General features: G+C 61.2%; 11 protein-coding genes. 7 read left to right on the top strand and 4 right to left on the bottom strand.

Features of this window, described 5'->3' with window-relative positions:
- Positions 1 to 514: 514 nt before the first annotated feature.
- A complete protein-coding gene (locus AOA59_RS32060; protein ID WP_069785913.1) occupies positions 515 to 712 on the bottom strand; it encodes a hypothetical protein in 198 nt (65 codons plus the stop codon).
- 543 nt (positions 713 to 1,255) lie between these two features.
- Here AOA59_RS32060 and AOA59_RS19050 point away from each other — a divergent pair.
- Positions 1,256 to 1,504, top strand: a complete 249-nt coding sequence (locus AOA59_RS19050; protein WP_056858077.1) for a CsbD family protein — start codon at positions 1,256 to 1,258, stop codon at positions 1,502 to 1,504.
- A gap of 31 nt (positions 1,505 to 1,535) precedes the next feature.
- Here the strand turns inward: AOA59_RS19050 and AOA59_RS19045 are convergent, their stop codons facing one another.
- The gene (locus AOA59_RS19045) at positions 1,536 to 2,411 is read right to left on the bottom strand and encodes a LysR family transcriptional regulator (protein ID WP_099488711.1); all 876 of its coding nucleotides are present in this window, start codon (positions 2,409 to 2,411) and stop codon (positions 1,536 to 1,538) included.
- A gap of 102 nt (positions 2,412 to 2,513) precedes the next feature.
- Between AOA59_RS19045 and AOA59_RS19040 the strand changes: the two genes are divergently transcribed.
- The 4 genes from AOA59_RS19040 to AOA59_RS19025 all read left to right on the top strand — a co-directional run bounded on the left by AOA59_RS19040 (position 2,514) and on the right by AOA59_RS19025 (position 7,767).
- A complete protein-coding gene (locus AOA59_RS19040) occupies positions 2,514 to 3,611 on the top strand; it encodes an NADH:flavin oxidoreductase (protein WP_099488710.1) in 1,098 nt (365 codons plus the stop codon).
- A gap of 294 nt (positions 3,612 to 3,905) precedes the next feature.
- Entirely contained in the window at positions 3,906 to 5,168 is a 1,263-nt protein-coding gene (locus AOA59_RS19035; RefSeq protein ID WP_099488709.1) for a serine hydrolase, read from the top strand.
- A gap of 117 nt (positions 5,169 to 5,285) precedes the next feature.
- Positions 5,286 to 6,623 (top strand): alginate export family protein, encoded by a 1,338-nt coding sequence (locus tag AOA59_RS19030; RefSeq protein WP_099488708.1) that lies wholly within the window; start codon positions 5,286 to 5,288, stop codon positions 6,621 to 6,623.
- Between the two features lie 40 nt (positions 6,624 to 6,663).
- Positions 6,664 to 7,767, top strand: coding sequence for a polyamine ABC transporter substrate-binding protein (locus tag AOA59_RS19025; protein WP_065931486.1), 1,104 nt, complete (start codon positions 6,664 to 6,666; stop codon positions 7,765 to 7,767).
- A 46-nt stretch (positions 7,768 to 7,813) separates the two neighbouring features.
- On the opposite strand, the gene AOA59_RS19020 is transcribed toward AOA59_RS19025, so the two are convergent.
- Together AOA59_RS19020 and AOA59_RS19015 are read right to left on the bottom strand one after the other, a co-directional pair.
- Positions 7,814 to 8,425 (bottom strand): TetR/AcrR family transcriptional regulator, encoded by a 612-nt coding sequence (locus AOA59_RS19020; RefSeq protein WP_099488707.1) that lies wholly within the window; start codon positions 8,423 to 8,425, stop codon positions 7,814 to 7,816.
- A 98-nt stretch (positions 8,426 to 8,523) separates the two neighbouring features.
- The gene (locus AOA59_RS19015; RefSeq protein ID WP_099488706.1) at positions 8,524 to 10,278 is read right to left on the bottom strand and encodes a sigma-54-dependent Fis family transcriptional regulator; all 1,755 of its coding nucleotides are present in this window, start codon (positions 10,276 to 10,278) and stop codon (positions 8,524 to 8,526) included.
- A gap of 270 nt (positions 10,279 to 10,548) precedes the next feature.
- On the opposite strand from AOA59_RS19015, the gene AOA59_RS19010 reads away from it, so the two are divergent.
- Entirely contained in the window at positions 10,549 to 12,024 is a 1,476-nt protein-coding gene (locus AOA59_RS19010; RefSeq protein ID WP_065931488.1) for a benzaldehyde dehydrogenase, read from the top strand.
- Between the two features lie 73 nt (positions 12,025 to 12,097).
- On the top strand, positions 12,098 to 12,865 hold the full coding sequence (locus tag AOA59_RS19005) for a coniferyl-alcohol dehydrogenase (protein WP_099488705.1): 768 nt from the start codon (positions 12,098 to 12,100) through the stop codon (positions 12,863 to 12,865).
- The last annotated feature ends 77 nt before the right edge of the window (positions 12,866 to 12,942 follow it).

Here is a 12,942-nt window from a genome sequence, read left to right as displayed (position 1 = left end):
TCGCGTCCGCTTAAAAATAGGCGGACACCATCGCCCTTAATTCCGGATTTCTGAAGGTGTGTTCGCTGGCCGCTTACGTTTGTGCGTACAACCGCTGGAGTCCAGGTGATCCGGTGCAAACAAGTTTAGAGATAAAGTGATCGCTCGCGCATCGCCCCAGTCGCCGCAAATGTGCCGACGTACTAGGGCAGCGGGTCGAGCAAATCCAGTCGGATCAGGGCGTCCACACAGCGGGAGAAGGTCAGGCCACCGAAGGGGAATCGGGGCTGGAGGGTGACGAAGGCGGGCATGGGGCGATGCAGATCCTCCACGGCGATGGGGCTTCGTACTCTAGCAAGGCAGAGCGTTTCGATGGCAAGGTCACCGTCACAATCACGCGCGTAATGGCGTTGCCTATGAGGGCGGCAGGCATGCTCCGGTTGGGCAGGAAAATCCATCGCGAGGTGTTGGCGACAGGCTGCCGGCTAGATGTCCAACCCGCAGGTACTTCATCGTTCGCTGACCCATGACGGTGTCACTTTTTATGGGTGAGGGTGTTCGCCTCGCTGGTTTCCCTGACCGCAAACATCAGGCAGCGCACCGCTTCACGATCCTGTTCCGACAAGCAACGGTAGTAATGAATCAGGCGCTCTTCCTCTCGATTGAGTTGTCGGGGCCGCAGGGCTGTACCGATGGCGGTACGTAAAGAGGGAAAAAATGCGGTATTTAGCATGATTCAGGTTCTTCATGAGCTGAATGGAGACGTGGGCTTCTTGCCCAGAACAACTGAATACATAACGTTTATTGTAGAAAAGGGCTCGTCATTTTTCGTGACTGTTGGGTATTTCAGAGGGGGCCGTCGGAAGTGTTTGGCGAAGGTGTAGGAGCGATCTTTCGAGGCTGGGTGAATAGCGGTGCGATTGAGCGCAGAGCCCACCAAACCGGCATCTCTGATCAGATTGGCGGTGGGTAGGCGCGAGTCTGCCAACAACGGGACACCTCCTTGTGACGGCGCAGGTCAAATGGCGCATGGCTGTACGGTCGTTTTCCGAAAGCGTGGGAAGTGTTCGAGTGGCTTTTTTTTGCCTTCGATTTACTGAATAGACGCTTCGGCATCTTTTTTCGCTTATGCGCAAAGCAGGCGCAGTGCGCGCAGATTCGGAACCTCATCAATTTTGAACTAATCATAACGTCCATCCCCCTAACGCTGTGCAGATTGCCGTGGCTCAGGTCGACCTGAGTTATCTACCTATTACGCGCTAAGGTGTGGTGAATGATGAAGAGTGAACAAGTCGAAGGTGTTGCGGAAAAACTTGCCGGCAAAGCCCAGGGCGCCGTTGGGAAATTGTTCGGTGATTCGAAGCTGGAAGCTGAAGGTGCGGGTCGGCAGGTTGCTGGTCAGCTCACCCAGAGTTACGGCGACGCATTGGACAGCGTGTCTACGTTCGTAAAAGAGAAACCCGTTGCTGCGCTTGCAATCGGTGCAGTCGCGCTGCTGGTGCTGGACCGTCTCCTGCGCCGCTGAGTCATACGCCGCGATGCTGTCGCGGCTCCCTTCATTTGTTGAGCGCTTGTTCCAGGTGCTCGACGAACACCCGCACTCTGCGCGGAACATGCTGACGTGTCGCAAGCACCGCAGTGATGGAAAGTTGCTCGGGTACCGCATCCGCCAATGTGACAAGGGCCAGGGAGCCTTCGGCAAGTTCGTTTCTGATGTCCCAGTATGTCAACATCGCCAGGCCCAAGTTCTGCTTGCTCGCCGTGCGCACCGCCTCGACGCTGTTGGCTGAGAAACTGCCGTGAGCGCGATGAGTGACAGCGTCAGCGTTTTTGGTGAACGGCCAGTAGGGCATGCCGTGCAACGCGATGCACTGATGATGGTTGAGGTCATCCAGCACCGCCGGTGTGCCCCATTGCGCCAGGTAGGTCGGGCTTGCGCAGACGACGCGCGGGTTGGGTGCCAGGTGGGTCGCCACCAATGTTGAGTCGCGCAACGTGGCGATGCGGATGGCCACATCAATGCCGAGCCCGGCGATGTCGATGATGCTGTCCGATAATGTCAGGTCGACCTTGAGGGTTGGGTTGTCAGCCAGCAGCGCTGGCAGCAGCGGCATGATAACGGTTTGGCCAAAGACGCTGGGCGCGGTGACCCTCAATGTGCCGCTGGCACTGCCTGTGCTGGATTTCAATGTGGCACGTGCCGCTTCGTTGGCCTCGAGCATGGTCTTTGCGTAAGGCAGGTACATTTCGCCTTCCGGTGTGAGTGCGACGGAGCGCGTAGTGCGGTGTACCAGGCGCACACCCAAGTCTTTTTCCAGGGCCGCCAGGCGTCGTGAGACGGTCATCGCCGACAACCCAAGCCGTCGCGCGGCCTCGGACAAGCTGCTGCTGATGGCGACGTTGGCGAACACCTCTATCTCTGGAATTTGCATGGTTATAACCTTTTCCGTTAAGGCGCCTTATTGCAAGCGTGCGCTTCTAATGGGCTATTGCCGCGCTTATCGTCATGGCTGGCAAATCACTGAGGGCAAATCATGACAGCACTAAACCTGCGCAGTGTAACTCCATTCGATATGGGCGCTCTTAACCTGAAAAATCGCATGGCGCTTGCACCCATGACACGCGTCAGTGCAAGTGAGAACGGCAATGCCACGCCGGCAATGGCCCGATATTACGAACGTTTTGCCCGTGGCGGTTTTGGCTTGATCATCACGGAAGGGATTTACACCGATCGGCAGTATGCCCAGGGCTACCTGAACCAGCCCGGTATCACCGACAGCGAACAGGCGTTGGCCTGGCGCGCAGTGGTCGAGGCGATTCATCGCCATGGAAGCGCTGCCATCGCACAGATCATGCATGCCGGCGCATTGAGCCAGGCCAACCGTTTTGTCGAGCAGTCTGCCGGGCCTTCGGCCATTCGCCCCAAAGGCGAGCAGATGAAGTTCTATCACGGCGAGGGTGTGTACCGGGTCCCACAGGCCATGAGCGATGAAGCTATTGCTGATGCCATCGAGGGATTTGCCCAGGCGGCTAAACGGGCGGTTGAGATCGCGGGGTTCGACGGTATCGAGATCCATGGCGCCAATGGCTATTTGCTGGATCAATTCATGACCGACTACTCCAATCAACGCGAAGATCGATGGGGCGGTGATGTTCGCCAGCGCTTGAACCTGACGCTTGAGGTCATCGCCGCAGTGAAAGGGGTGGTGGGGCACTCGCCGGTGGGTGTGCGTATATCCCAGGGCAAGGTCAATGATTTTCAGCACAAGTGGGCGGGTGGCGAGCGCGATGCGCAGGTGATCTTCGGCAGCCTGGCTGACGCAGGTGTCGACTTCATCCATGTCACGGAGCATCGAGCCTGGCAGCCGGCCTTCCCAGGTAACGAGGCAAGCCTTGCAACGCTGGCTCGCCGCTATGCGCCGGGTGTCGCGTTGATCGCCAACGGCGGCGTGCAGGATTCGCCCAGCGTTGAACAAACCCTGCAGGCGGGCGCAGATATTATCGCCGTAGGCAAAGCTGCCTTGGCCAATCCTGACCTGCTGCAACGGTTGCTCGATGGCCGTGCGCCGGCCCCCTTCGACCCATCGCTGCTGGCGCCGCTTGCCCATATCAAGGATCGCGAGTTGAATTAAACGCCGACCTCAGCCGTCCAGTTCGATGCTTTCTGGCTGTGCAGCTCTCAACCGATGTTGACGTCAAGGTCGTGGTTGCAGGGCTGGCGCGGCGGTGCTCGATGGCAGGCTGGGGGCAGTGAGCAGAACTCGCCTATTAACAGGTCTGTTGCTGGAGATTCGGGAGGGTGGCTCCGCGCACTATGTGCAAGGAAATTTATTATTAAGATAAAAAGTTTTATTGACTAAAAAATTATATGGGGTAATTATTTCTCTGCATCTGCTTCATGCAGAGTCATCTTCAGGGTTATCCCGATGAGTCATAAAGCCCAATTCTCCCTCGCGACTTCTTACGTCCTGGCCAATGAATCTTCATTGGCCACTCGCGTGGCACCGCTGCTGATGCAGGGTTTTCCCGCCGCGCCGGAGCACCGGGTAACGTGGAACAACTGGATGCGCGCGCCCTTCAATCAATGGGGGTTTCGTCATCTGTCTCGACTGCGCCCCAGCATTGATGTGTCGGCGGGGCCAGGGCCTGCCGGTCAGCTCCAGGAGGCCCCGCGCGCGCTGGATCAGCTGTGTTTCGACAGTGAGAGTGGGCTGGGCATCCGTGTGATCGAGCACCTCGTCGCCAGCCAGACGGACGCCTTTTTGGTGATGCAGGGTGACACGGTGTTGTACGAGCGCTACTTCAACGGTCAGCGCGCCTGTGATCGGCACATCATGTTCTCGGTCACCAAGTCGCTGATCGGTACCCTGGGTGAACAGTTGGTGACGCGCGGCGTGCTCAAGCCCGAGCGGCCGGCCGCTTACTACGTGCCTGAACTGGCGGGCAGCGCATTTGGCGATGCGACGGTGCGCCAATTGTTCGATATGGCGGTGGGCATCGACTACAGCGAAGTGTATGACGACCCCAATTCAGAAAGCTCGCAGTACGGCTATGCCTGCGGCTTTCAACCCGCACCAGCGCAGTTCGCGCAGTTCGAATCGTTGTACCAGTACTTGCCATCCCTCAAGAAACGCGGCAGCCACGGGGGCTTTTTCCATTATGTGACGGCCACCACGGAAGCCTTGGCGTGGGTCATGGAACGTGCCTCGGGCAAGGCCTGCAGTCAGATGCTGGAGGAGGTCTGGGGGCGCCTGGGGTGCGAGCGCGACGGCTATTTCCTGGCCGATCCCTGGGGTCGGAACGTGGCCGGGGCGGGCTTGAGCGCCACCTTGAGAGACATGGCGCGTTTCGGTCGCCTGCTGGCCAACAACGGTCGCCACGACGGTGCTGAGCTGCTGTCGCCCGAGACGGTGGCCCGTATCACCGCCGGTGCGGACCCGGCGATCTACGCGCAAAATGCTGAGTTCTCCCGCTGGACGCCCGGTGCGTCCTATCGAAGCCAGTGGTACGTGTTCAACGACCACAGCCAGGCCCTGATGGCCGGGGGTATTCACGGCCAGTACCTGTTCATCGACAAGCCGTCTGGCGTAGTGATCGTCAAGCAGTCTTCGCTGACCGATGCGGTCGGCCCGTTCGATACCGACAGCGTGCGCATGCTGCGCGCGATCGCCGCCCACTTGAGCCACTGACCCACGCCAAAAAAATAACAGTTTTGCGTTCTATTCACCTGGCTTGCCCAGGTGTTGGCGGCGCCCTGCGTCGCCATTGACTGCCCTGTAACAACAATAATTCCACAGGAGCTTCTTATGGTATTCACCAAGCGTTTCTCTCGAGCGCTGTTGGCGGTCGGCTTACCCTTGACCACCCACTTTGCATGCGCGGGCTACACCTTTGAGGACGGCGATCTCAAGGGCGAAGTCAATCTCACGGCAGGAGGGGCGACGTTGTTTACCCGTGGCGTCAACTTCGGCAGCGGCCGGGTCGATGCGCGCAACGGTAAAAACGGCGGCGCCAGGATCAACTGGCAAGAGGTCTACGTAAAACCGGGGGTCAAACTCGAGTATGCGGTGCAACCGGATTTCAGCCTGTTGGCGGGCGGTTCTCTGGTGGCGGCCAGCACTTTCGGCGACGGCGACGCGGGTGGTTTCAGCCGCAGCTCCGACGGCAAGGTCGCTGCCGAAGAGCTCTACGGCGGTTTTCGCGCCGGCGAATGGAAGTTCACCGCCGGCCGCCAGAACTACATGATCGGTACGGGGTTCATCGTCATGGACGGTAACCTCGACCAGTTCAAGGATGGCGCCTACTGGCTCGGCCCGCGAACCGCCTTCAGGGATTCGGCGATCCTGGCCTGGGATCATGGCGCGCTGAAGTCTCAGGCTTTCACCTTGCGCACCGATGATGACTTGGGCGATTTTCGCATGACCGGCGTCAACGTGGATTACAACCTCGATGACCAGGTGATGCTCGGCGCCATGGCCATGAAGGTCAATGCCCTTGGCCCCAGAGGCAGCACGCTCCCGCGCCGCCGGGACGGGATGCAGGTGTACAACCTGCGGGCGCTCAACGCCAGGGTGCCCGGCGTACAGGCGCTGACGCTGAATGCCGAATACGCGCTGGAGCGCGGCAGCGGCGAAGGTGTCGACTACGCTGCCAACGCCTGGTATGCCCAGGCCGACTATGCCTTCAACAGCTTGCCGCTGACGCCGGTCCTTGGCTACCGCTACGCGAGCTTTTCCGGCGACGACAACCTCACCGACAACCGGCAAAAAGCCTGGGACCCACTGAGCAAAGGCTTCGTCGACTGGAGCACGTGGCTGGTCGGGGACGTGGTCGGCAACTACCTGTTGTTCAACAGCAACGAAAACGTCCAGCAGTTCTCCCTCAAGACCCACCTCAACGAAACCCTGACCCTCGGCGCGATTCACTACCAGTTCTGGCTGGATGAGAAAAACTACCTGGGCGCGCCGGTCAGCGACCGGCGCTTTGCCGACGAAAGTGTGGTTTTCCTCGACTGGACACCCACACCGTCGTTCTATACGTCGCTGTCCTACAACTGGGTCAAGCCACTGGCCGCCGCCAAACAGGTGTTCGGCAACGACCAGATGTTCAGTGCGCTGGAACTGTATTTCACCTACCGCTATTAAGTGCTGCGAGCCATCGCGGCCGCGCTGGAGTGTTTTGGTCATGAACAGATTTTTGCGTAACACCGTGCTGGGCGCTGTCGCCTCGTTGCTCATCAGTGGCTTTTGCCTGGCTGAAGAACGAACCGTACGGATCTACAACTGGATCGAATACTTGCCACCCGAAGTGCTCAAGAGTTTTCAGGAGGAAACCGGCATTCGCCCGATTTACGATGTGTTCGACAGCGTCGAAACCATGGAGTCCAAGCTGCTGACGGGCAACTCCGGGTATGACGTGGTGTTTCCCGGCTCCGCTAACCTGGGACGCTTGATCACGGCCGGGGCCGTGCAGCCGCTGGATCGCAAGCAGTTGCCCAACTGGCTGCACCTGGACCCGCAATTCATGCAAACCCTGGAAACCGCAGGTGACTCAGGCAACCGCTATGCCGTGCCTTACCTGTGGGGCACCACACTGATCGGCTACAACGTCGACAAGGTGCGCAAAGCCCTGGGGCCCGACGTGCAGATGAACACCTGGGGCATCATCTTCAACGAAGAAAACCTCGCCAAGCTCGCCAGTTGTGGCGTGGGTTTCCTCGACGCCGGCAACGAGATCCTGCCGATTGCATTGCACTACAAGGGCCTCGACCCCAATAGCCAGAAGCGTGAGGACTATGTGCAAGCCCAGGCCGTGATGATGAAGATTCGCCCTTACGTCAGTTACTTCAACTCGTCGCGCTACGGCATGGACCTGGCCAACGGTGATATCTGTGTGGGCGTGGGCTGGTCCGGCGGTGTCGCCCTGGCCACACGACTGGCAGATGCCGCCGGCAAGGGCGTCAAGGTGCAGATGGCACTGCCCAGGGAAGGTGCGCCGATGTGGTCCGACGTGATGATGATCCCGGCCAAGGCCCCCGATCCGGCGGAGGCCCATGCGTTCATCAATTACATCCTGCGCCCGGACGTGATTGCCCGTATCAGCAACAAAATCGGCTACCCCAACCCGAACAAGGACGCCACCGCGCTGGTGGATGCCAGCATCCGCAACGACCCCAACATGTATGTGCCGGACGAAGCGCGCAAGACCCTGTTTGCCCTGGAGCCGATTCCGGCTGCCGCGGAGCGCATTCGTACCCGCACCTGGACTGCCATCAAGAGCAACCGCTGATCAGTCTGGCCCGGTGCGTGCGCGCCGGGCTCGACTCGGGAGGCAATCAGGCCTGCATGCCGTAAAACACCAGCTCGGTGATGCGCCTGACCTGCAGGGAGTGCGCGTCGATATCCGGGTGTTCCTGGTTCACCAGCCTGAACAGTTGCAGGTGCGAATAGTCATTCAACAGGAACGCGGCCAATTCCACATCGAGTTGCGGGCGCAGCTTGCCGGCCCGTTGCAACTCGCGCAGCAGTTCGCTGATTTCAGCCCTGAGCGCATCGTTCATGGCCCGGTAGCCTTCGGGCAGTCCATTGCTGGCGCCGAACAGGATCAGCGGCAGCAGTTCACGCCACAGGCTGGGGTGCATGACTTCCAGGGCATAGCCCGTGAGCAGGCGTTCCAGGTGGCAGAGCGCTTCGACCGGGTCGTCTATTTGGTGGATCAGGCTGCGGGTGTCGCTGATAGCGCGTTGATCGGCGTGGTGCAGGATCTCCAGGATGATTTCCTGCTTGTTGCCGAAGTACTTGAACACCGTCGGCGGCGATACCCCGGCCTGGCCGGCGATCTGTTCGATGGTGGTGTTCTGGAAACCCTGGCGCTCAAACAGTTCGACCGCGGCTTTACTGATAGCTTGCCGGCGCTCGGCTTTCTGACGTTCACGCAGTCCACTCACAGGAGATCCTTGTCACGAATAAAAAGAGGGGCGCGTGTCGGCCCCATACCCCTGCAAAATACTTAATTGGGTAAAGCTTTTAAAGCACTAATTGCCATTCAAGGGGTTTGCCGCTGGTGCTTCTTCATACGGTAAGCAAATTGAGCACGGCTGAGCCCCACGAGCCTGGCGGCCGCGGCCAGGTTGCCGGCGCTTTGTTGCAACGCTTCAGTGATCAGGCGCGATTCAAGGCCTTCGATGGAAACCCCCTGGTCAAACGGGGCGAGGGTATCCAGCAGCGTCGAGCGCGGCGCCTGCGCAGTATTTGACAGACCGCCCTGGTCGTCGAGGCCATAGGGCTCGGCGGGCATCGGTTCGTTGCGAAACAGATGCACCAGATCAATGGCCTGGCCTTCATCGCTGGCGATCAGGCCGCGTTCGATGAGGTTTTGCAGCTCGCGCACATTGCCCGCGAAGTCGTAGCGCAGCAACGTCTTCAGGGCGCGCATGGTCAGGCCTGCCGGGGTCCGGGCGTAGTCCTGGCAGAAGCGCGTCAGGAACGCATTGATCAACAGCGGGATGTCGTCCCGGCGTTCACGCAGCGGGGGCAGGGCGATGGGGTAGACGTTCAGCCGGTAGAACAGGTCTTCGCGAAAGCTGCCGTCTGCCACCGCTTTACGCAGGTCGATATTGGTGGCGGCCACCACGCGCACATCCACCTTGATCCCGCGCACCCCGCCGACCCGTTCGATTTCCCGTTCCTGCAAGGCTCGCAGCAACTTGCTTTGCCCCGGCAGGCTGAGGCTGGTGATTTCATCCAGGAACAGGGTGCCGCCCTGGGCCCGTTCGAACCGCCCGGGGCGCGAGTGCGTCGCGCCGGTATAGGCGCCGCGTTCGACACCGAAGAGTTCGGCCTCCACCAGGTTATCCGGGATGGCGGCGCAATTGAGTGCCACAAACGGGCTGTCATGGCGACGACTGAGCTGGTGCAGCTGGCGCGCAAACATCTCCTTGCCCACGCCGGACTCACCGCTGATCAGCACTGTCGCGGGCGTCAGTGCAACCCTTTGCAGCGCTTGCATCGCCGCGTTGAACGCGGCACTGGCGCCCACCAATGGTTGCGGCTGGCGGGTTCCGCCACTGCTGGCTACGGGGCCTGCGAGCGTGGGGGTGGCAGGGCCAGTGACGGCCTGGGACACATTCAGGTAGCGCAGGTCCTGCTCGACATCACCCCATTGCTCGGCCGTCTTGCCGATCACGCGGCAACGGCGATGTCCCATGCCACGGCATTCCACTTCGCGGAAAATCACCATTTGCCCGAAGAGGCCGCTGACGAAGCCGATGGCGTAGCCGGTTTCGGTCCAGCACACCGGGTCCTGGCCGATGCCGTAGGCCCCTACATGTTCATCGGCTTCGCACGAGTGGTGCCAGAGAAATTCCCCTTCATAGAACCCCGAGTCGGCATCGAACTTAAAGTGCAGCGGTTCGACCTTGGTCATGCCTTCCAGGGTGTGCAGGTGGGTCCCGGCGCGAAACACCGCGGCGGCATCGGCCTGTGGCCAGCGCTCGCGGATCAAGCGCGCATCCCGTGCGCCGGAGGCATAACCGGTGCGGGTGAACAGGCCTCGGGCCTGGTCCAGTCCCAGGCGCTCGATGACCTCGGCGCGCAGGGCGCCGAACGACGAACTGTGCAGCAACAACATGCGTTGATCGTTGAGCCAGATGCGCCCGTCTTCAGGGGAAAAGAACAGGCAGTCGGCCAGTTCCGCTGTGGTGGGCGAGCTGCTGTCGCTGAGTTGGCGACTGTCGCCGCGCGGCGGGTAGGGCGCGGTGGCCACCCGGTCGTCGGGCAGCGCGCTGTGGGGATTAGTCATTGTTATGCCCCTGCAAAGCGAGTGATCGATATGAGCAACTGCTCAGATAGTTATAAAACATAACCTTATCAATTGAACAAGTGGCAGAGCCTGGGTTTTTTGCGGGTGAACGCCCCAGGCGTGTGAACGCTGCGTGGCAGGCCTCGACCCAGAGCCCTCGCCGGTTTATGTACGCGCCGTTGCGTGCAAGCGGCACAGCCTTTGCTCAAGGCTTGATGCGGCGTTTGCACCCTGTGCAGACGATGACAATTACAAGAACCGGAGTTGCCAATGCCAGTGTCTGAGACCACCCCCTTTCTACAGCGGGCCATCGCGTCCGAATGCCTGTTCAACGGCGACTGGATTCCCGTGTCGGGGTCTGTGATTGACGTGATTGAACCCGCCACCGGCGAACCCCTGATGCGCTGCGCCATGGCCAATGCGGCCGACATCGCCATCGCCTGTCGCAGCGCGGCCCTGGCGCAGCCGGCCTGGGCTGCGTTGGGCCCACGCGAGCGCGCCGAGGTATTTCGCAAAGCGGCGGACCTGGCCCAGCGGTCCTTCGCCGAGCTGGCGCTGTACGTCGCCCGGGAAACCGGGGGCGCGTTGTTCAAGGGCGAGCACGAAGTGCGTGAAGCGATTGTGCTGCTGCATCAGGCGGCGGGGCTGTTGTCCCAACCTCACGGGTTGGTGCTGCCCAGTGCTGCAGGCCGACTGTCCTATGCACGGCGCCAGCCCCACGGCGTGGTCGGGGTGATTTCACCGTTCAATTTCCCGCTGGTGCTGTCACTGCGTTCCGTGGCCCCGGCGCTGGCGGCGGGCAATGCAGTGGTGCTCAAACCCGACCCGCAGACCCCGGTCAGCGGGGGCTTTCTCATTGCCCGGCTGTTCGAAGAGGCGGGCTTGCCCAAGGGCCTGCTGCAGGTGTTGCCCGGCGCGGCGCCGGCGGGGGAAGCGCTGTGCCGCGATCCGAATGTGCGGATGATTGCGTTCACCGGGTCCACGGCGGCGGGGCGCAAAGTCGCTGAAGTGGCCGGTCGACACCTGAAAAAGGTTGCGCTGGAGCTGGGCGGGAAGAACCCGCTGATCATTCTCGAAGACGCCGACCTCGACCTGGCCGCGAGCAATGCAGCCTGGGGCGCCTGGCTGCATCAGGGGCAAATCTGCATGGCGACCGGGCTGATTCTCGTGCATCAATCCATCGCCGAAAGCCTCACCCGCAAGCTGGTGGACAAGGCCCGGGCGCTCACTGTGGGCAATGCCGCACAGGGTGAAGCGGCGCTCGGCCCGTTGATCAACCAACGGCAACTGCAGCGCGTGCACGAGATCGTCACTGACAGCCTGCAGGCCGGCGCACGGCTGGAGGCGGGCGGCGACTATGACCGGTTGTTCTACCAGCCCACCGTGCTCAGTGGTGTACGTCCGGGCATGCGCGCCTTTGAGGAAGAGCTGTTCGGCCCGGTGGCCACGGTGGTCAGTTTCTCCACCGACGAGGAAGCGATCGAGCTGGCCAACCGCACGGAGTACGGCCTCTCGGCCGCCATCATCTCGCCGTCGGTCGGGCGCGCCATGGCCATTGGTGAGCGGCTGGACTGCGGCCTGCTGCACATCAACGACCAGACCGTGGCCGACGAATGCATCAACCCGTTCGGCGGGCGCGGTGCCTCCGGCAACGGCGGCAGCGTCGGCGGGCCGGCTGACTGGGACGAGTACAGCCAGTGGCAGTGGGTCACGGTGAAAAATACGCCGCCTGTCTATCCATTCTGAGCCGTGGCCGTTCTCGGCCCTGGCTCATCGCTTTGATACACCCATGCCTATACAAAAATAAGAGGGCTTGAACATGAACCTGCACAACAAAACCCTGGTTGTCACTGGCGTCGCTTCCGGCATTGGTGCCGAACTGGCGCGGCTCGCGCGTTTCCAGGGGGCCACGGTGATCGGTGTGGATCGCCATGAACCGCAACTGACCCTGGATGGCTTCTTCCAGGCTGACCTGGGTGACCCTGCCAGCATTGATGCACTGGTGGCGCGCCTGCCATCGCGGGTCGACGGGCTGTGCAACATCGCCGGGGTGCCCGGTACGGCACCCGCGCAAGCGGTGGCCACGGTCAATTACCTGGGGCTGCGGCACCTGACTCAATCGTTGCTGCCACGCATGCTGGCGGGCGGCAGCATCGTCAATGTCGCCTCGGTGCTTGGCGCGCAATGGCCGCAACGGCTGGAGCTGCACAAGGCGCTGGCCGCGACACACAGCTTCGAGGCCGGGCAGCAGTGGCTGGCGGCCAATCCGGTGGAGCAGGCCAGCTGTTATCAATACTTCAAGGAGGCGCTGATCGTGTGGAGCTTCCAGCAATCCCAGGGCTGGTTTCGCGATCACGCGGTGCGTCTCAACTGCGTGGCGCCGGGGCCGGTGTTTACCCCGATTCTCGGCGATTTCGTCAGCATGCTCGGGCCGCAGCGGGTGGCCGAGGACAGCCGGCGCATGACCCGTCCAGCCCTGGCCGATGAGGTGGCGGCGGTGATTGCCTTCCTCTGCTCGGATGCTGCGCGCTGGGTCAACGGGGTCAATCTGCCGGTGGATGGCGGTTTGGCCGCCACCTACGTGTAGGGCCTGCCACAGCGATAAATCCCGGTGCGGCCCCTCGTGCCGGGAGTCTTGAACAACAACAAAAATACAGGACATAC

Source organism: Pseudomonas sp. 2822-15, from assembly GCF_002742515.1.
Lineage (GTDB): Bacteria > Pseudomonadota > Gammaproteobacteria > Pseudomonadales > Pseudomonadaceae > Aquipseudomonas > Aquipseudomonas salomonii.
Note: the sequence above shows the minus strand (reverse complement) of the source record. Positions and strands in the feature narration are given on the sequence as shown.

Bases quoted from the DNA above. Each gene is read 5' to 3' on its own strand.
- AOA59_RS19025 (WP_065931486.1), top strand. From the start codon at position 6,664: ATGAACAGATTTTTGCGTAACACCGTGCTGGGCGCTGTCGCCTCGTTG.
- AOA59_RS19040 (WP_099488710.1), top strand. From the start codon at position 2,514: ATGACAGCACTAAACCTGCGCAGTGTAACTCCATTCGATATGGGCGCT.
- AOA59_RS19030 (WP_099488708.1), top strand. From the start codon at position 5,286: ATGGTATTCACCAAGCGTTTCTCTCGAGCGCTGTTGGCGGTCGGCTTA.
- AOA59_RS19035 (WP_099488709.1), top strand. From the start codon at position 3,906: ATGAGTCATAAAGCCCAATTCTCCCTCGCGACTTCTTACGTCCTGGCC.
- AOA59_RS19050 (WP_056858077.1), top strand. From the start codon at position 1,256: ATGAAGAGTGAACAAGTCGAAGGTGTTGCGGAAAAACTTGCCGGCAAA.
- AOA59_RS19010 (WP_065931488.1), top strand. From the start codon at position 10,549: ATGCCAGTGTCTGAGACCACCCCCTTTCTACAGCGGGCCATCGCGTCC.
- AOA59_RS19005 (WP_099488705.1), top strand. From the start codon at position 12,098: ATGAACCTGCACAACAAAACCCTGGTTGTCACTGGCGTCGCTTCCGGC.
- AOA59_RS19015 (WP_099488706.1), bottom strand. From the start codon at position 10,278: ATGACTAATCCCCACAGCGCGCTGCCCGACGACCGGGTGGCCACCGCG.
- AOA59_RS32060 (WP_069785913.1), bottom strand. From the start codon at position 712: ATGCTAAATACCGCATTTTTTCCCTCTTTACGTACCGCCATCGGTACA.
- AOA59_RS19045 (WP_099488711.1), bottom strand. From the start codon at position 2,411: ATGCAAATTCCAGAGATAGAGGTGTTCGCCAACGTCGCCATCAGCAGC.